Origin of the sequence: Lysobacter sp. ISL-50 (assembly GCF_018612875.1) — a bacterium.
GTDB lineage: Bacteria > Pseudomonadota > Gammaproteobacteria > Xanthomonadales > Xanthomonadaceae > Lysobacter.
The window spans coordinates 13,942-30,745 of sequence record NZ_JAGGRI010000027.1; the positions used below are offsets into that span (position 1 = coordinate 13,942).

The 16,804-nt window shown below is 67.2% G+C and carries 16 protein-coding genes; 14 read left to right on the plus strand and 2 right to left on the minus strand.

The genetic code is table 11. From position 1 onward, the window contains the following. The first annotated feature begins 15 nt into the window (after window positions 1–15). The 11 genes from J7J50_RS16485 to J7J50_RS16535 all read left to right on the plus strand — a co-directional run bounded on the left by J7J50_RS16485 (window position 16) and on the right by J7J50_RS16535 (window position 12,847). Complete coding sequence (locus J7J50_RS16485) at window positions 16–444, plus strand: DUF695 domain-containing protein (protein WP_215059971.1); 429 nt, start codon at window positions 16–18, stop codon at window positions 442–444. Between the two features lie 100 nt (window positions 445–544). After that, window positions 545–1,453 (plus strand): subclass B3 metallo-beta-lactamase, encoded by a 909-nt coding sequence (bla, locus tag J7J50_RS16490; protein WP_215059974.1) that lies wholly within the window; start codon window positions 545–547, stop codon window positions 1,451–1,453. A gap of 88 nt (window positions 1,454–1,541) precedes the next feature. Further along, window positions 1,542–1,940, plus strand: a complete 399-nt coding sequence (locus J7J50_RS16495) for a VOC family protein (protein ID WP_215059981.1) — start codon at window positions 1,542–1,544, stop codon at window positions 1,938–1,940. A 162-nt stretch (window positions 1,941–2,102) separates the two neighbouring features. After that, window positions 2,103–3,335, plus strand: coding sequence for a cupin domain-containing protein (locus tag J7J50_RS16500; RefSeq protein WP_215059983.1), 1,233 nt, complete (start codon window positions 2,103–2,105; stop codon window positions 3,333–3,335). A 69-nt stretch (window positions 3,336–3,404) separates the two neighbouring features. Further along, window positions 3,405–3,893 carry a hypothetical protein gene (locus J7J50_RS16505; RefSeq protein ID WP_215059985.1) on the plus strand — a complete coding sequence of 163 codons (489 nt, stop codon included), beginning with the start codon at window positions 3,405–3,407 and terminating at the stop codon, window positions 3,891–3,893. A gap of 735 nt (window positions 3,894–4,628) precedes the next feature. After that, a complete protein-coding gene (locus J7J50_RS16510; protein ID WP_215059987.1) occupies window positions 4,629–7,460 on the plus strand; it encodes a 2-oxoglutarate dehydrogenase E1 component in 2,832 nt (943 codons plus the stop codon). Window positions 7,461–7,523: 63 nt separating this feature from the next. Next, entirely contained in the window at window positions 7,524–8,732 is a 1,209-nt protein-coding gene (gene sucB / locus J7J50_RS16515; protein ID WP_215059989.1) for a dihydrolipoyllysine-residue succinyltransferase, read from the plus strand. 100 nt (window positions 8,733–8,832) lie between these two features. Next, window positions 8,833–10,263, plus strand: a complete 1,431-nt coding sequence (gene lpdA, locus J7J50_RS16520; protein ID WP_215059991.1) for a dihydrolipoyl dehydrogenase — start codon at window positions 8,833–8,835, stop codon at window positions 10,261–10,263. Window positions 10,264–10,424: 161 nt separating this feature from the next. After that, complete coding sequence (locus J7J50_RS16525) at window positions 10,425–11,018, plus strand: TIGR00730 family Rossman fold protein (protein ID WP_215059993.1); 594 nt, start codon at window positions 10,425–10,427, stop codon at window positions 11,016–11,018. Between the two features lie 404 nt (window positions 11,019–11,422). Then, window positions 11,423–12,415 carry a YhdH/YhfP family quinone oxidoreductase gene (locus tag J7J50_RS16530; RefSeq protein ID WP_215059995.1) on the plus strand — a complete coding sequence of 331 codons (993 nt, stop codon included), beginning with the start codon at window positions 11,423–11,425 and terminating at the stop codon, window positions 12,413–12,415. A 60-nt stretch (window positions 12,416–12,475) separates the two neighbouring features. Next, window positions 12,476–12,847, plus strand: coding sequence for a response regulator (locus tag J7J50_RS16535; protein ID WP_215059996.1), 372 nt, complete (start codon window positions 12,476–12,478; stop codon window positions 12,845–12,847). Between the two features lie 66 nt (window positions 12,848–12,913). On the opposite strand, the gene J7J50_RS16540 is transcribed toward J7J50_RS16535, so the two are convergent. Continuing rightward, complete coding sequence (locus J7J50_RS16540; protein ID WP_215059998.1) at window positions 12,914–13,810, minus strand: DnaJ C-terminal domain-containing protein; 897 nt, start codon at window positions 13,808–13,810, stop codon at window positions 12,914–12,916. Between the two features lie 168 nt (window positions 13,811–13,978). On the opposite strand from J7J50_RS16540, the gene J7J50_RS16545 reads away from it, so the two are divergent. The 3 genes from J7J50_RS16545 to J7J50_RS16555 all read left to right on the plus strand — a co-directional run bounded on the left by J7J50_RS16545 (window position 13,979) and on the right by J7J50_RS16555 (window position 15,520). Then, window positions 13,979–14,455: a peroxiredoxin gene (locus tag J7J50_RS16545; protein WP_215060000.1), complete on the plus strand. Its 477-nt coding sequence runs from the start codon at window positions 13,979–13,981 to the stop codon at window positions 14,453–14,455. Between the two features lie 109 nt (window positions 14,456–14,564). Next, window positions 14,565–15,152: a ferritin-like domain-containing protein gene (locus tag J7J50_RS16550; protein ID WP_215060002.1), complete on the plus strand. Its 588-nt coding sequence runs from the start codon at window positions 14,565–14,567 to the stop codon at window positions 15,150–15,152. 197 nt (window positions 15,153–15,349) lie between these two features. Beyond that, window positions 15,350–15,520, plus strand: coding sequence for a hypothetical protein (locus J7J50_RS16555; RefSeq protein WP_215060004.1), 171 nt, complete (start codon window positions 15,350–15,352; stop codon window positions 15,518–15,520). 38 nt (window positions 15,521–15,558) lie between these two features. Here the strand turns inward: J7J50_RS16555 and J7J50_RS16560 are convergent, their stop codons facing one another. Beyond that, the gene (locus J7J50_RS16560) at window positions 15,559–16,617 is read right to left on the minus strand and encodes an adenosine deaminase (protein ID WP_215060006.1); all 1,059 of its coding nucleotides are present in this window, start codon (window positions 16,615–16,617) and stop codon (window positions 15,559–15,561) included. Window positions 16,618–16,804 lie beyond the last annotated feature (187 nt).

Below are 16,804 nucleotides of genomic sequence, written 5' to 3' on the forward strand. Positions count from 1 at the left end.
CGGAGCATCGCCGCGATGGAAGACCCCCGCGCCTGGACCCTGGCCGAGCAAGCCACCGACGATGGCCTGTCCCTGACCCGGATCAAGCAGTTCGAACGCGGCTTCGACTTTCGCCGCTATCCAGAACGCTTGAACCTGATCTGGGCCTACCAGGACGACCACAGCGCCGGCACCGCCTCGGCAGAGGAAATGGCGGCCATGGAACGCTTCGAAGACCGGGTCTGCGAGCGCATCGAAGCCGCCGGCCACAGTGTGTTGGCGATCGTGTTCACCGAGCCCGACCATCGCGAGTACGTGTTCCACACCCGCGACGTGAATGCTTTCATCGGCGAGCTCAACGCGATGCCGCAGGAAGCCACGCCCTATCCGATCGAGATCGACCACGAGAGCGATCCCAAGGGCGAGTTCTACCGTTCCTTCGCCGACGCCATCGGCCTGCGCTGAGTTCGCGCGCGCACAAATCGCAACACGAATAGCGGTTCCACGATGCCGCGCCATGACGGATAGTGGGCGAAGGTTTTTCACTTCCGCGAGCGAGGCAAAGATGCGTTTGGCGATGGTTGCGATCGGTGTATTGGCGCTCGGCGGCTGCGCCGCGCCCGCTCTGAAGTCCGGGCAGAAAGCGACGGCGGCCGCGGCGGTATGTCCAGCCGATCCGACCTGGGACACGCCCTCGGCGCCGCATCGCGTCCACGGCAATACCTGGTACGTCGGCACCTGCGGCATCAGCTCGATCCTGATCACCTCCGACCAGGGCCATGTCCTGATCGACGGCACCACCGAGAAAGGCGCGGCGTCGGTGGAAGCCAATATCCGCGCGCTCGGTTTCAAGGTCGAGGACGTGCGCTACATCCTCAGCTCGCACGAACACCTCGACCACGCCGGCGGCATCGCCCGGTTGCAGCGCGACAGCGGCGCGACCGTGGTCGCGTTGCCGGCGCAAGCGGCGTCGCTGGAGCGCGGCCAGGGCGATCGCGGCGATCCGCAGTTCCTGAGCACGCCGGCGTTCGCGCCGGTACGCGCGGTGCGCCGCATCGAGGCCGGCGAAACGCTGACGCTGGGACCGATCGCGCTGACCGCGCACGCCACGCCGGGGCATACGCCGGGCAGCACCAGCTGGACCTGGCGCTCCTGCGATCAGGGCGGGCAGTGCCGCGCGACCGCCTACGCCGACAGCCTCACGCCGTTTTCCGACGACGTGTATCGCTATACCGACGAGGCCGCGCATCCGGGCTTCATCGCCGCGTTCCGGCAAAGCCTGGTCACGGTCGCGAACCTGCCCTGCGACATTCTGCTGACTCCGCATCCGGGCGCCAGCGAGTTGTTCTCGCGCCTGGGACCGGGCGCGACCCGGCCGCTGGTCGATGCCGGCGCCTGCCGCGCTTACTCCGCCGCCGGCGCGGCCAAGCTGGACGCGCGCATCGCCAAGGAACGCGGCGACGCCAAGCCGTGATCGGGGCGTAGCGATCGATCGGGCCGCGACCACGCGGCCTTAGCGCTGGCTCGCGCAGACTCGCCACCAGCGTTGACGGAGGATGGCGATGCAACAGTTGATCAATATCGACGTGCCCGATCTGGATGCGGCGCTGGCGTTCTACACGCGCGCCTTCGGCCTGCATGTCGGACGCCGGCTCGGCGGCGAGGTGATCGAACTGCTCGGCGGGCAGGCGCCGATCTATCTGTTGCTCAAGGCCGAGGGCTCGCTCGCGGCCGGCGCCGATACGCGCCGTTATGCGCGGCATTGGTCGCCGTTGCATCTGGACGTGGTGGTGCTGGATCTGGACGCGGCCTTGCGCAGCGCGCTGGCGGCCGGGGCGGTGCAGGAAGGCGAGGTCCGCAGCGCGAACTGGGGGCGGCTCGCGCGGATCGCCGATCCGTTCGGGCATGGGTGGTGCCTGCTGCAGTTTTTGGGGCGGGGCTATGATGAGATTGCGGGGTGAGGCAAAGGCGGAATCCCCCCTGCCCCCCTTTTTCAAAGGGGGGAACTGCAACGGCAAGGGCGGTTGTAACTGCGGCCTTGTGTGCACGGCCCGACACGCGCGGCTCGCATGAGCGACAATGGGGTTATCGGCGCGAATACGCCCGCCTGCCTGTCTCGCCTCATGGCCACCAAGTCCAATAGCTCCGAGCTTCCGATCGAAATCGACGCCAGCCGCAAACCGCCCCTGGGCATCGCCCCAGCCGCGTTCCTGCGCGATTACTGGCAAAAACGCCCGCTGCTGATCCGCAATGCGTTCGCCGGGCTGCAATCGCCGATCCAGCCCGAGGACCTCGCCGGCCTGGCCTGCGAGGAAGGCGTGCTGGCGCGGTTGATCCAGCACGATCGCGCCAGCGACCGCTACACGCTGCGGCACGGGCCGTTCGACGAGGCCGAGTTCCCGGGCATGCCGCATCAGGACTGGACCTTGCTGGTGCAGGACGTGGACAAGTGGGACGCCGATGTCGCCGCGCTGCTGCCGGCCTTCGACTTCCTGCCGCGCTGGCGCATCGACGACATCATGGTGTCGTTCGCCGCGCCCGGCGGTTCGGTCGGCGCGCACGTGGATCAGTACGACGTGTTCCTGCTGCAGGCCCAGGGCCACCGGCGCTGGCAGATCGACGCGCGCGCGGATGCGCCGCAGGACTTCCGCCCCGATGCCGACCTCAAGCTGCTGCGCGAATTCGATCCCAGCCACGACTGGGTGCTCGGCCCGGGCGACATGCTGTACCTGCCGCCGGGCGTGCCGCATCACGGCGTCGCACAAGACGCCTGCCTGACCTTCTCGATCGGCATGCGCGCGCCTTCGGCCGCCGAGCTGATGGGCGACTACATCGACACCCTGGCCGGCGAGGCCGACGAAAGCCTGCGCTATCACGATCCCGACCTCGCCCCGCCGCGCGATCCGAACGAGATCGACGACGCCGCCATGGTCCGCGTGGTCGAGGCCTTGAACGCGATGCGCATGAACGATCCCGACCGCCTCGGCGACTGGTTCGGCCGCTTCATCACCGTGTACCGCGCCGCCGGCGAAGTGTCCGCGGGCCATGAACCGGCGCGTTCGCGCATCGAGATCGAATGGGACCTGCAGCGCGGCGCGGCGCTGTGGCGGCACCCGTGGTCGCGCATGGCCTGGCGCCGCGCGCACGCCAAGGGCCGCGCCGCCAGCCTGTACGTCAGCGGGCAGGAATTCGCCCTGCCCGCGCGCGACGCGCAGGCGATCGCGGGCGCGGCCGAGCTCGATCTGGCCGGCTATTCCGCGCTGTCGGAGGCCGGCCGCGAATGTGTGCTCGAACTCATCGCCGGCGGCCACTATCGGCTGGGGCTGGATGAGGACGTCGGCGCCGAGGAGGAATAAGCCTCGGCGCGGCCCGACCCGGCTCGCTCGTTGCGGGTCCGGCCTTAACTCGCAATGGATTCAGACGCTATGAATTCACCCTCGACCGCCGGCGATCAAGTGGAAACCCGCGAAGCCGCGCTGGCGGCGCTGAGCGCGATCGTCGCCGGCGCGCGCCGCGGCCTGCTGATCTACAGCCGCGAACTCGACCCGGGCCTGCTCGACCGCGCGGACGCGGTGAGCCTGCTGCGCCGCTTCGCCACCGCCGGCGGCGTCACCCGCGTGCTGCTGCAAGATCCGGCCGCACCGCAACGCGCGCTGGCGCCGCTGATCGGTCTGGCGCAGCGCCTGCCCAGCGCCTTCGAATTTCGCGCGATCGAGGAGCCGGTCGATCAGAACTACCCGGCCGCCTACATCGTCAACGATCGCGACGGCTGGTACTTCCGCCCGCTCGGCCATCGCTTCGACGGCGAGACCCGGATCGACGGCGGCGCCCGCGCGCGCCAGTTGCGCGCGCATTTCGAGCCGGTGTGGGAACGCGCCCGGGCGTGCACCGAGTTTCGCGCGCTGGGGATCTGAGCGGCGCTCGCCGGTCTGGGTATGGACCCGGGCGCGGCCAGAGGCGACGGCCGCAGCGTCAATTCGAAGTCCCAGCGGTCCTCGGGCTGCGCTGGCTCGCGCGGCCCTTGCCAAGCGTGGGGGAGACCTGCGACTGCGCGAGCGGCGGTACGGCGGCGGCGTCGGCCGAGCCCAATCTGATCGGCCACATTCTTATTCGCTGCACGGGGCCGGACTTGGTCCCGGCCGTGCCATCGGCGGTAGCGCAGGCGACCGACGTAAGCCTCAGCGATGCCGCCAGGCCTGCTAGCCACTGCCCCATACCCCGACCGGTTCGGTAGTCCCGATGGCCCGCAGCGACCTCAGTCGCGAGCCATCCAGCCACCTGCGCACCGCGCCCGTTGCCCCGCGCCCCATCCCGACCCGCGGATCTGAGTGCCGGCTAAACCGTGACCGCAACCGTAAGCGAGCCCCTAAGCGCGCCGGTCCCGACCCGCCGCCGACCCCGGCCTTGCTTGAAACGCCGCGCCACGGCCCAAGACTTTGTCCAGCATTGCCGGAACGGTCCACTCAACGTTCCGGTCCCCTCCGGCGACCCCGACCGACCCGAAATCGAAGCAAATCGGTCGCTCAGACGTAAGTAGTTATGCCGTTGGGCTTAACACTACCGCTATAATTCCGAGCCTTGTCCGCGCCCAGCACCCCGCGTGCGTGCGCGACGCCACTTCCGCCACCAAGAGTTTCCCGATAGCCATCGTGGACAGCCTCCTCAAGCAGTTTTCGCAATCCTCGCAACTCGGCGCCAATGCCGCCTTCATCGAAGACCTGTACGAGCAGTACCTGGTCGATCCCGACAGCGTCGGGGCCAAATGGAAAGCCTATTTCGACGGCTTCAAAGGCCGTGAAGCGGGCGATATTCCGCATTCGGCCGCGATCGAAAGCATCACCCAGGCCGGCAAGGCCGCCTCGCGCGGCGTAGTCGCCGGCGCCGGCGCGTCCTCCGGCAGCGACGAGCGCGAACGCGCGGTCGGCAAGGTGATCACGGCCTACCGCTCGCGCGGGCATCTGGCCGCCGACATCGATCCGCTGGGCCTGCTGCAGAAACCCGACGCGCCCGATCTGGCCCTGGGCTTCCACCGCCTGTCCGAGAGCGACCAGTCGGTCGAGTTCTCGACCGGCGGGGTGGCCGGCAAGGAGCGCATGAAGCTCGGCGACCTGCTCGCCCTGCTCAAGGCCACCTACACCGGCCCGATCGGCGCGGAGTTCATGCACATCGCCGACGCCGAACAGCGCCGCTGGATGTACGAGCGCCTGGAAACCGCCGGCGGCAAGTTCGGCCGCAGCGTCGAAGACAAGAAGCGCATCCTCGAGCGGCTCACCGCCGCCGACGGCCTGGAGCGCTACCTGGGCACCAAGTACGTCGGCCAGAAGCGCTTCTCGCTGGAAGGCGGCGATGCGCTGATCCCGCTGATGGACGTGACCATCCGCCGCTCGGGCGAGCAAGGCGTGCAGGACGTGGTGATCGGCATGGCCCACCGCGGCCGCCTCAACGTCCTGGTCAACACCCTGGGCAAGCCGCCGCGCAAGCTGTTCGACGAGTTCGAAGGCAAGTTCGACCACGACGAGCACGCCCACACCGGCGATGTGAAGTACCACATGGGCTTCAGCGCCGACGTCGCCACGCCCGGCGGCCCGGTCCATCTGGCCTTGGCGTTCAATCCCTCGCACCTTGAAATCGTCAACCCGGTGGTCGCCGGCAGCGTTCGCTCGCGCCAAACCCGCCGCGGCGACAAGGGCCGCGCCCAGGTGCTGCCGGTGCTGCTGCACGGCGACGCCGCGTTCGCCGGCCAGGGCGTGGGCATGGAGTTGTTCCAGATGTCGCAGGCGCGCGGTTTCGCCGTCGGCGGCACCGTCCACATCGTCATCAACAACCAGGTCGGCTTCACCACCAGCGAGCGCCAGGACGCGCGTTCCACGCTGTACTGCACCGACGTCGCCAAGATGGTCGGCGCGCCGATCCTGCACGTGAACTCCGATCACCCCGAAGCGGTGGTGTTCTGCGCCGAACTGGCGCTGGACTTCCGCCAGCGCTTCGGCCGCGACGTGGTCATCGATCTGGTCTGCTACCGCCGCCACGGCCATAACGAGGCCGACGAGCCGGCGGCGACCCAGCCGCTGATGTATCAGGTGATCCGCAAGCACAAGACCCCGCGCGAGCTTTACGCCGAGCAACTGGTCGGCGAAGGCGTGCTCAGGGCCGAGGACGCGCAGGCGCTGGTCGATCAGTACCGCGACAAGCTCGACGCCGGCGCGGTCACCACCGAACTGGTCGAGGTCAAGCCGGACGAGTTCACCATCGACTGGTCCAAGTACCTGTCGGGCAAGCTCAGCGACCCGGTCAACACCACGGTCCAGCGCAGCAAGCTCGACGCGCTGGCCACGCAGATCAACGCCGTGCCCGACACGGTCAAGCTGCATCCGCGCGTGGCGAAGATCTACGAAGACCGCCGCAAGATGGCCGCCGGCGAACAAGCCGGCGACTGGGGCTTCGCGGAGAACCTGGCCTACGCCACCTTGGTCAGCGAAGGCTACAAGCTGCGCCTGGTCGGCCAGGACAGCGGCCGCGGCACCTTCTTCCACCGCCACGCGATCCTGCACGAGCAGACCAGCGACGAGTACATCCTGCCGCTGCGCGAGCTGGTGACCAACCCCTCCGACGTCACCATCATCGACTCCTTGCTCAGCGAAGAAGCGGTGATGGCGTTCGAATACGGCTACTCCACCGCCGATCCCCAGACGCTCGACATCTGGGAAGCGCAGTTCGGCGACTTCGCCAACGGTGCCCAAGTCGTCATCGACCAGTTCCTGTCCTCGGGCGAAGCCAAGTGGGGCCGCCTGTGCGGTCTGGTTCTGCTGCTGCCGCACGGCTACGAAGGCCAGGGCCCGGAGCACAGCTCCGCGCGCCTGGAGCGCTTCCTGCAGCTGTGCGCGCTGGAGAACATGCTGGTCTGCGTGCCGACCACCCCGGCGCAGGCGTACCACATGATCCGCCGGCAGATGTGCATGAGCACGCGCAAGCCGCTGGTGGTGATGACGCCCAAGTCGCTGCTGCGCCACAAGCTGGCGGTGTCGAGCCTGGACGAGCTGGCCGACGGTGAATTCCAGCACCTGATCCCGGACGCCGCGGCCAACCCGAAGAAGGTCAAGCGCGTGGTGCTGTGCTCGGGCAAGGTCTATTACGACTTGTTCGAACAGGCGCAGAAGGACGGTCTGGAAGATGTCGCCATCGTCCGCATCGAGCAGCTCTATCCGTTCCCGCGCGAAGTCCTGGCCGCCGAGCTCAAGCGCTTCAGCGCGGCCAAGGATGTGGTGTGGTGCCAGGAAGAGCCGCAGAACCAGGGCGCGTGGTACCAGATCCGCCACCACCTCAGCGCGTGCCTGGCTCCGAAGCAGGCGCTGCATTACACCGGACGCGCGCGCTCGCCTTCGCCGGCGGCCGGGCATCTGGCCGACCACGTCGCCGAGCAGACCAAGCTGGTCGCCGACGCGCTGGTCAACTCGCTGCACGGAGAGTCCAGCGCCGAATAAGGCGCTGGTTCTTCCCGAAACAACTTACATACCCACATTCAAGCACTCCAGGATGCCTGCCCCATGAGCACCGAGATCAAAGTCCCCGTCCTTCCCGAGTCGGTCTCCGACGCCACGATCGCCACGTGGCACAAGAAGCCGGGCGATGCGGTCAAGCGCGACGAGAACCTGGTCGATCTGGAAACCGACAAGGTCGTGCTGGAAGTGCCCTCGCCGGTCGACGGCGTGCTCAAGGAAATCAAGTTCGAAGAAGGCGCGACCGTGACCAGCCAGCAGCTGATCGCGATCGTCGAGGCCGGCGCCGTCGCCAGCGCGCCCGCCGCCGCGGCCGCTCCGGCCGCCGCCAAGGCCGAAGCGCTGCCGGCCGCCGGCGCCCAGCCGATCACGCCGAAGGCCGACGCGCCCAAGGCCCCGGCCGGCAACGACCAGCTGCCCCCGGGCGCGCGCTTCACCGCCAACAAGGAAGGCATCGACGCTTCGCAGGTCGAAGGCACCGGCCGCAAGGGCGCGGTGACCAAGGAAGACATCGTCAATTACGCCAAGAGCGGCGGCGTCGGCAACGCCGCCGGCGCGCGTCCGGAAGAGCGCGTGCCGATGACCCGCATCCGCGCCCGCATCGCCGAGCGCCTGATGCAGTCGAAGAACTCGATCGCGATGCTGACCTCGTTCAACGAAGTCAACCTCGGCAAGGTCATGGCCATGCGCAAGGAGCTGGGCGAGTCCTTCGAGAAGGCCAACGGCGTCAAGCTCGGCTTCATGAGCTTCTTCGCCAAGGCCGCGGCCAACGCGCTGCAGCGCCATCCGGTGGTCAACGCCTCCGTCGACGGCAACGACATCGTCTATCACGGCTACGCCGACATCTCGATCGCGGTGTCCACCGACAAGGGCCTGGTCACGCCGGTGCTGCGCAATGTCGAGCGCATGGGCTTCGCCGACGTCGAGAAGGCCATCGGCGATTACGCCAAGAAGGCCCGCGACGGCAAGCTGGCGCTGGAAGACCTGCAGGGCGGCACCTTCACCATCACCAACGGCGGCACCTTCGGCTCGCTGATGTCGACCCCGATCGTCAACCCGCCGCAGTCGGCCATCCTCGGCATGCACGCGATCAAGGAACGCGCGATCGTGGAGAACGGCGCCGTGGTCGCCGCGCCGATGATGTACATCGCGCTGAGCTACGACCACCGCATCATCGATGGCAAGGACGCGGTGTTGTTCCTGGTCGACATCAAGAACCAACTGGAAAATCCGCATCGCATGCTGTTGGGTATGTGAAGCCGGGAATCGGGAATGGGGAATCGGGAGTCGTAAAAGCCCGCCCCCTTCCCGCTCTTCCGATTCCCTATTCCCCATTCCCCATTCCCGTGAGCGAAGCATGAGCGAACAACAACAATTCGACGTAGTCGTCATCGGCGCCGGCCCCGCCGGCTACCACGCCGCCATCCGCGCCGCCCAACTCGGCCTGAAGACCGCGTGCATCGACGCCGCGCTGGGCAAGGACGGCAAGCCGGCGCTGGGCGGCACCTGCCTGCGCGTGGGCTGCATTCCGTCCAAGGCGCTGCTCGACAGCTCGCGCCAGTTCTGGAACCTGCAGCATCTGTTCGGCGAACACGGCATCAGCGCCGACAACGCCAAGATCGACGTCGCCACCATGGTCGGTCGCAAGGACAAGATCGTGAAGCAGTTCACCGGCGGCATCGCGATGCTGTTCAAGGCGAACAAGATCGCCCCGTACTACGGCTTCGGCACCCTGCACCCGGGCAATGTCGTCAAGGTCAAGCAGCACGACGGTTCCGAGGTCGAGCTCAAGGGCACCAACGTCATCATCGCCTCGGGTTCGGATTCGATCGAACTGCCGTTCGCCAAGTTCGACGGCGACAAGATCGTCGACAACGTCGGCGCGCTGGACTTCACCGAAGTGCCCAAGCGCCTGGGCGTGATCGGCGCCGGCGTGATCGGCCTGGAACTGGGCAGCGTGTGGAAGCGCCTGGGCTCGGAAGTCACCATCCTCGAAGCCCTGCCCGACTTCCTCGCCGCCGCCGATGCCGAGGTCGCCAAGACCGCGGCCAAGGAATTCAAGAAGCAGGGCCTGGAAATCAAGCTCGGCGCGAAGGTCAGCAAGGCCGAGATCAAGAAAGACGGCGTGCACCTGACCTACAACGACGGCAAGTCCGATCAGGAACTGGTCGTGGACAAGCTGCTGGTCGCCGTCGGCCGCCGCGCCGCGTCGAAGGGCCTGCTGGCCGAAGGCACCGGCGTCAAGATCAACGAGCGCGGCCAGATCGAAGTCGATGAGCATTGCCACACCGGCGTCGATGGCGTGTGGGCGGTCGGCGACTGCGTGCGCGGGCCGATGCTGGCTCACAAGGGCTTCGAGGAAGGCATCGCGGTCGCCGAACTCATCGCCGGCCTGCCGGGCCACGTCAACCTCGACACCGTGCCGTGGGTGATCTACACCGAGCCGGAAATCGCCTGGGTCGGCAAGACCGAGCAGCAGCTCAAGGCCGAGAACATCCCGTACAAGACCGGCAGCTTCCCGTTCGCGGCGATCGGCCGCGCGGTGGCCATGGGCGAACCGGCCGGCTTCGTCAAGGTCATCGCCCATGCCGAGACCGATCGCGTGCTGGGCCTGCATCTGGTCGGCGTCGGCGTGTCCGAGCTCGTCCACGAAGGCGTGCTGACCATGGAGTTCAACGGCTCCGCCGACGACCTCGCCCGCATCTGCCACGCGCACCCGACCTTGTCGGAAGCGATCCACGATGCGGCGATGGCGGTGGACAAGCGGGCGATTCACAAGGCCAACTGAGGCCGGGAATTGCCGGGAATCGGGAATGGAGAATCGGGAATCGGAAAGAGCGCAATGCGCTCGTCCGGTTCCCGATTCGCTTTTCAGGCTTCCGAAACCCGCATCGCCGCTTTCGCTTCGCCTTGCCGATTCCCCATTCTCGATTCCCGATTCCCGTCCTCATGAAAACCCTCTGCGTCTACTGCGGTTCCAACTCCGGCGCCAAGCCGATCTACACCGAGCGCGCGATCGCGCTGGGTTCGCGCATGGCCCGCGACGGCATCGCCCTGGTCTACGGCGGCGGCAACGTCGGCCTGATGGGCACCGTCGCCGATGCCGTGCTCGATGCCGGCGGCGAAGTGATCGGCGTGATTCCCGAGCAACTGGTGAATTGGGAAGTCGCCCATCGCGGCCTGACCAAGCTGGAGATCGTCGGCTCCATGCACGAACGCAAGGCGCGCATGTTCGACCTGGCCGACGGCTTCGTCGCCCTGCCCGGCGGCTTCGGCACGCTGGACGAGATGTTCGAGATGCTGACCTGGCGCCAACTCGGCATCGGCGACAAGCCCTGCGCCTTCCTCGACATCGACGGCTTCTACGCGCCGCTGATGGCGATGCTCGATCGCATGGTCGCCGAGCGCTTCCTCCACGCCGACCAGCGCCAGGACCTGTGGCACGGGGACGACATCGACGTCCTGCTGAACTGGATGCGCGACTACACCCCGGCCTCGGCGTCCAAGTGGATGGACGAGAAGCGGCGCAAGGCGCTGCGCTGAGGCTGGACTTCCGACGGCAGGAGTCCAAGAGACTTCAGCGCTATCTTTCCAGGTCGTCATTCCCGCGAAAGCGGGAATCCAAAGACTTCAGCGTCATCCATCCAGTTCGTCATTCCCGCGAACACGGGCTCCGCTTTGCTTCGGCGGAGCCGAACATCCAGTGACTTCAGCGTCACCCCTCCAGGCCGTCATTCCCGCGAACGCGGGAATCCAGCGACTTCAAACGTTCTCGCACGAAAGGCCCTGGATTCCCGCGTTCGCGGGAATGACGAGCAAAAAAAGCAACGCATCCCGCCTGCACCCGACTTTGCCCCACTTTGCCCGGATCACTGCGTTGCAGCCCCACCCGGCGGCATCCACGGCCGCTCGGCTATGATCCTCAGCTCGCCCGACGAGACCGTCCCATGAGCGTCCCCGCCGCGTTCAACGCGTTCCGCATTCATAACGACGCCACCGGCTATCGCGCCGGCGTCGAAGCGGTCGGCATCGACGATCTCGCCCCCGGCGAGGTCGTGATCAAGACCGCCTACTCCTCGGTCAATTTCAAGGACGCGCTGGCCGGCACCGGCGAGGGCAAGATCCTGCGCAAATTCCCGCTGGTCGGCGGCATCGACGTGGCCGGCCACGTGGTCGCCTCCAGCGACGGCAAGTTCAAGGAAGGCGACGCGGTGCTGGTCACCGGCTGCGGCCTCAGCGAGACCCGCGACGGCGGCTATAGCGAGTACGCGCGCCTGCAGGCGCAGTGGGTGGTGCCGCTGCCGTCCGGGCTGAGCCTGCGCGAGAGCATGGTGCTGGGCACCGCCGGCTTCACCGCCGCGCTGGCGCTGCACCGCATGCTCGACAACCGGCAGACGCCCGAACACGGGCCGCTGGCGGTCAGCGGCGCCACCGGCGGCGTCGGATCGCTGGCGCTGGACATCTTCAGCCGCGCAGGCTTCGAAGTGCACGCCATCAGCGGCAAGCCGGAGCAGACCGATTATCTGAAATCCATCGGCGCTCATCAGGTGTTCGGCCGCGACGCGCTGCAGACGCAGCGGCCGATGGAATCGGCGCGTTTCGGCGGCGGCCTGGACAATGTCGGCGGGCCGATGCTCGCCAGCCTGCTCGCGCAGACCGCGCCCTACGGCAACGTCGCCACCGCCGGCCTGGCCGCCACGCATGCGCTGGAAACCACGGTAATGCCTTTCATTATTCGCGGCGTGTCCCTGCTCGGGATCGCCTCGGCCGGCACCGCGCGCGCGATCCGCGACGAAATCTGGCAGCGTCTGGGCAGCGAATGGAAGCCCGCGCATCTGGACCGGATCTGCACCCGCGAGGTCGGTTTGGCACAGTTGACGCAGGTGTTTCCGGCCATGTTGGCCGGCGGTTCGCTGGGCCGGACCCTGGTCGTGATCTAGTTGGCATTGCAGCCGCGCGGCGCGTCGCTACAATCGGCCGCAGATCCTTGGGGGAAACACATGGCGCGTATTTTGATCGTCGATGATTCGCCGTCCCAGTTGATGGGCATCCGTCGCATCGTCGAGAAACTGGGGCATGAGGCCTTGACCGCTGAAGACGGCGCCGCTGGCGTCGAAGCGGCCAAGCGGGAGTTGCCCGACCTGATCCTGATGGACGTGGTCATGCCGAACCTCAACGGTTTCCAGGCCACCCGCTCGATCTGCCGCGAGGCCACGACCAAGCACATACCGATCGTCCTGGTCACCACCAAGGACCAGGACACCGACCGCGTCTGGGGCATGCGCCAGGGCGCGAAGGCTTACATCACCAAGCCGTTCAGCGAGACCGACCTGTCCGAGATCATCGGCCAGCTGCTGCCCTCGCTGGGCTGAACACGCGTCGCGGCGCCGCCGCGCGGCGCATTCATCCGATCCCGGCGCGAGCCGGGATTTCGCGTTTCAGGGCCGGCGCCAGTCCTCGCCGAAGGCCTCGCGCATGGTCTCGTAGGCCTCGTGCTGCGCCGGCGTCTGCGCGCGCGGCGCCAGCACTTCCAGCTCGACGATCTGATCGCCGGCCGGCGTGCCCGGCAGGCCGCGGCCGCGCAGGCGCAGCTTGCGCCCGGCCTCGGAATTGACCGGAATCTTCAGCTCCACCGGCCCGCCCAGGGTCGGCACGCTGATCGTCGCGCCCAGCGCCGCTTCCCACGGCGCCAGCGGCAGCATGTGGATGATGTTGCGGCCATCGACCTCGAACTGCGGATGCGCGGCGTATTCGATCTCCAGCAGCAGATCGCCGTGCGCGCCCTGACCGGCCAGGCGGATCAGCTGGCCCGGGCGGATGCCCTTGGGCACGCGCACGTCCAGGGTCTTGTTGTTGACCGAAATGCGCACGCTGCCGCCTTCGAACACGGTTTCCAGCGACACCGCCAAGCGGGCCCGGGTGTCGCCGCGCGGCGGCTGCGCGCTGCGCGGATTGCCGCCGAAACCGCCGCCGTTGGAGGAACGGCCGCGGCCGAACAAGTTCTCGAAGAAGTCGCTGAAACCGCCGCCCGCGCCGCCGCCGGCGAAGATTTCCTCGAAATCCGCATTGCCGCCGCCGAAACCGCCCGCGGGCGGCTGCACCTCGTCGCCGGGGCGATAGCCGCGCGCGCGCAGTTGGTCGTAGGCCGCGCGCTTGGGCGGATCGCGCAAGGCCTCGTAGGCCTCGTTGACGGCCTTGAATTTCTCTTCCGCGCCCGCTTCTTTACTGACGTCGGGATGGTACTTGCGAGCCAGGCGGCGATACGCCGTCTTGATCTCGGCCTCGCCCGCGCTGGGCTCCAGGCCCAGGGTTTCGTAATAGTCCTTGAACTGCATCGATCGATCGCTCCAATCGCGCAAACGCAGGAGCGGCGCTGTCCGCTCACGCCGCCTTGACGCATGATTAAGCTCACAGCATGGCGATTACGACCGCGATTTCAAGTCGCCTTGACGCGGTATTTAGAACCGGCTGCCTAGACTGCACCCCACATCAGGAGAACCCCCATGAGCATCCAGGTCGGCGAACGCCTGCCCGAAGTCGCACTCAAGCGCATCAACAACGGCATCGAAACGGTAGACACCCGTTCGCTGTTCGACGGCCGCAAGGCGGTGCTGTTCGCCGTCCCCGGCGCGTTCACCCCGACCTGTTCGGAAAAGCACCTGCCCGGTTTCGTCGAGCACTTCCAGCAGTTCCGCGACAAAGGCATCGAAGTGGCCTGCCTGGCCGTCAACGATCCGTTCGTGATGCAGGCCTGGGCGCAGAGCCAGCACGTTCCCGAAGGCATGCTGATGCTCGCCGACGGCAACGGCGATCTGACCCGTGCGCTCGGCCTGGAACTGGACGCCAGCTCCTACGGCATGGGCACGCGCGCCAAGCGCTTCGCGCTGTACCTCGACGACGGCGTGGTCAAGCAACTGCATGTCGAGGAGCCCGGCGAATACCGCGTGTCCTCGGCCGAGTACATGCTGCAGCAGATCTGATCCGCGCCGCTTCCACGACGACGCCGTCCGGGCCCCGCCCGGCCGGCGTTCCCGCCCACTTCGTATCGCCGAGGTTCCCCGCCCCAATCCCCGACCGCCAGGAGACGTCATGTCCGCCAAGCCCGTCACCAAGATCGAAAGCCGCAAGCCCGCCCCGAAGTCCTCGCCGTTCGTCAGCGACATCGGCGCGATCCGCGCACGCGCGCGCAAGCACATCGAGGACGGCGCGATCACCGACAGCTACGCCGCGGACCGCCAGGCGGTGATCAAGCTGCTCAACGAGGCCCTGGCCACCGAAATCGTCTGCGTGCTGCGCTACAAGCGCCACTACTTCATGGCCAGCGGCCTGATGGCCGACGCGGTCAAATCCGAATTCCTCGAACACGCCAACGAAGAACAGGCGCATGCCGACCGCATCGCCGAGCGCATCGTCCAGCTGGGCGGCGAACCCGACCTCAATCCCGACGTGTTGTCCAAGCGCTCGCATGCCGAATACGTGGAAGGCCACGACCTGCGCGACATGGTGAAGGAAGACCTGGTCGCCGAGCGCATCGCCATCGACAGCTATCGCGAGATCATCAACTACATCGGCGACAAGGACACCACCACCAAGCGCATGATGGAAGACATCCTGGCGCAGGAAGAAGAACACGCCGACGAACTGGCCGACATGCTCGACGGCTGGACCGGCAAGTAAGCCTCGTCGTCTGCCGCGAGCGCGGCGGGTCCGCGCTCTGTGGCTTCCAGCGACTACGCCGCGGGGGCCTTTCGTGCGAGAACCTTTGAAGTCATTTTTGCTCGTCATTCCCGCGAACGCGGGAATCCAGGGCTCTTCGTGCGAGAACGCTTGAAGTCGCTGGATTCCCGCGTTCGCGGGAATGACGACCTGGAAGGATGGCGCTGAAGTCTCTGGATATTCGGCTCCGCCGAAGTAACGCGGAGCCCGCGTTCGCGGGAATGATGAGCAAAAATCCTGAAACAGTGCTGCGCCGCACCGCGCGGCCGTTCCTGGGCGTCGCGCTTATGGCCGGGCTGCACCGGGCGCGAACTCCATCGGCGATGTGATCGCCGCGCACGCCGCGCGCTGACGCCGCGGCGGCGGCTCAGAACGTCGCGAACAGCTGATTGAGCCGATCCAGGTACGCGCGCTTGGCCGAAGCATCGATGAAGCTGCCTTCGAAGCTGTTGGCCGCCAGTTGCCAGGCGTGGTGCGCGCCCAGGCCGGTGGCGGCGAAGGTCTGCGTAAAGTTCTGGTTGACGTAGCCGCCGAAGTACGCCGGATCGTCCGAGTTCACCGTCGCCACCAGACCGGCATCGAGCAGCGCGCCCAGATTGTGCTGGCTGAGCTGCTCGAACACGCACAGTTTCAGATTCGACAACGGGCATACGGTGAGCGGGATGCGATCGTGCGCGAGCCGCTTCATCAGCGCCGGGTCTTTCACGCTCTGCACGCCGTGATCGATGCGTTCGACCTTGAGCACGTCGAGCGCGCTCCACACATACGCCGGCGGCCCCTCCTCGCCCGCGTGCGCGACCAGGCGCAGGCCCAGTTCGCGGCAACGCGCGAACACCTGCGCGAATTTCTCCGGCGGATGGCCCAGTTCGCTCGAATCCAGGCCCACGCCGATGAACTTGTCGCGCAGCGGCAAGGCCTGCTCCAGGGTCTCGAAGGCTTCGCGCTCGCTCAGGTGGCGCAGGAAACACAGGATCAGCAACGCGCTCACGCCCAACCGGGCGCGCGCATCCACGCAGGCGCGATGCAGACCGTCGATGACCGTCTCCATCGCCACGCCGCGCGCGGTATGCGTCTGCGGGTCGAAGAACATCTCGGTGTGGACGACGTTGTCGGCCGCGGCGCGCTGCAGATAGGCCCAGGCCATGTCGTAGAAATCCTGCTCGGTGAGCAGCACGCTGGCGCCGGCGTAGTAGATGTCGAGGAAACTTTGCAGATTGGTGAAGGCGTAGGCCTCGCGCAGCGCCTCGACATCGGCGTAGGGCACGCTGACGCCGTTGCGCCGGGCCAGGGCGAAGATCAGTTCCGGCTCCAGCGAGCCTTCGATATGCATGTGCAGCTCGGCCTTGGGCATGGCCCGCAGCAACTCGGGCAGACGCTGCGCATCGATATGGGCGAATGCCGCCTGGGTGGGGGTGTCCTGAATCATTGCAACTCCTGTGCCTGCCAGGATCGGTCACGAACCGATCCGGTGGGAAATCTGGTCGACGCCGCAAAACCGCTGCCTCGCGTCTCACTGCCGCAGGCCGCGCGTCGATGCCGGCGGCCGTTACCCGCGATGTATACCACCGCGCCGATGCGGATGCAGCCGCCCTGCCCGGCGCGCACCGCAGCGA

What these genes read in the sequence shown, in the direction of transcription:
- J7J50_RS16555 (WP_215060004.1), top strand. Translation starts at nt 15,350, where the DNA reads ATGGCGCTGAAGTCTCTGGATATTCGGCTCCGCCGAAGTAACGCGGAG.
- J7J50_RS16535 (WP_215059996.1), top strand. Translation starts at nt 12,476, where the DNA reads ATGGCGCGTATTTTGATCGTCGATGATTCGCCGTCCCAGTTGATGGGC.
- J7J50_RS16505 (WP_215059985.1), top strand. Translation starts at nt 3,405, where the DNA reads ATGAATTCACCCTCGACCGCCGGCGATCAAGTGGAAACCCGCGAAGCC.
- J7J50_RS16530 (WP_215059995.1), top strand. Translation starts at nt 11,423, where the DNA reads ATGAGCGTCCCCGCCGCGTTCAACGCGTTCCGCATTCATAACGACGCC.
- lpdA (WP_215059991.1), top strand. Translation starts at nt 8,833, where the DNA reads ATGAGCGAACAACAACAATTCGACGTAGTCGTCATCGGCGCCGGCCCC.
- J7J50_RS16560 (WP_215060006.1), bottom strand. Translation starts at nt 16,617, where the DNA reads ATGATTCAGGACACCCCCACCCAGGCGGCATTCGCCCATATCGATGCG.
- J7J50_RS16495 (WP_215059981.1), top strand. Translation starts at nt 1,542, where the DNA reads ATGCAACAGTTGATCAATATCGACGTGCCCGATCTGGATGCGGCGCTG.
- J7J50_RS16545 (WP_215060000.1), top strand. Translation starts at nt 13,979, where the DNA reads ATGAGCATCCAGGTCGGCGAACGCCTGCCCGAAGTCGCACTCAAGCGC.
- J7J50_RS16525 (WP_215059993.1), top strand. Translation starts at nt 10,425, where the DNA reads ATGAAAACCCTCTGCGTCTACTGCGGTTCCAACTCCGGCGCCAAGCCG.
- sucB (WP_215059989.1), top strand. Translation starts at nt 7,524, where the DNA reads ATGAGCACCGAGATCAAAGTCCCCGTCCTTCCCGAGTCGGTCTCCGAC.
- J7J50_RS16550 (WP_215060002.1), top strand. Translation starts at nt 14,565, where the DNA reads ATGTCCGCCAAGCCCGTCACCAAGATCGAAAGCCGCAAGCCCGCCCCG.
- J7J50_RS16540 (WP_215059998.1), bottom strand. Translation starts at nt 13,810, where the DNA reads ATGCAGTTCAAGGACTATTACGAAACCCTGGGCCTGGAGCCCAGCGCG.
- J7J50_RS16485 (WP_215059971.1), top strand. Translation starts at nt 16, where the DNA reads ATGGAAGACCCCCGCGCCTGGACCCTGGCCGAGCAAGCCACCGACGAT.
- bla (WP_215059974.1), top strand. Translation starts at nt 545, where the DNA reads ATGCGTTTGGCGATGGTTGCGATCGGTGTATTGGCGCTCGGCGGCTGC.
- J7J50_RS16500 (WP_215059983.1), top strand. Translation starts at nt 2,103, where the DNA reads ATGGCCACCAAGTCCAATAGCTCCGAGCTTCCGATCGAAATCGACGCC.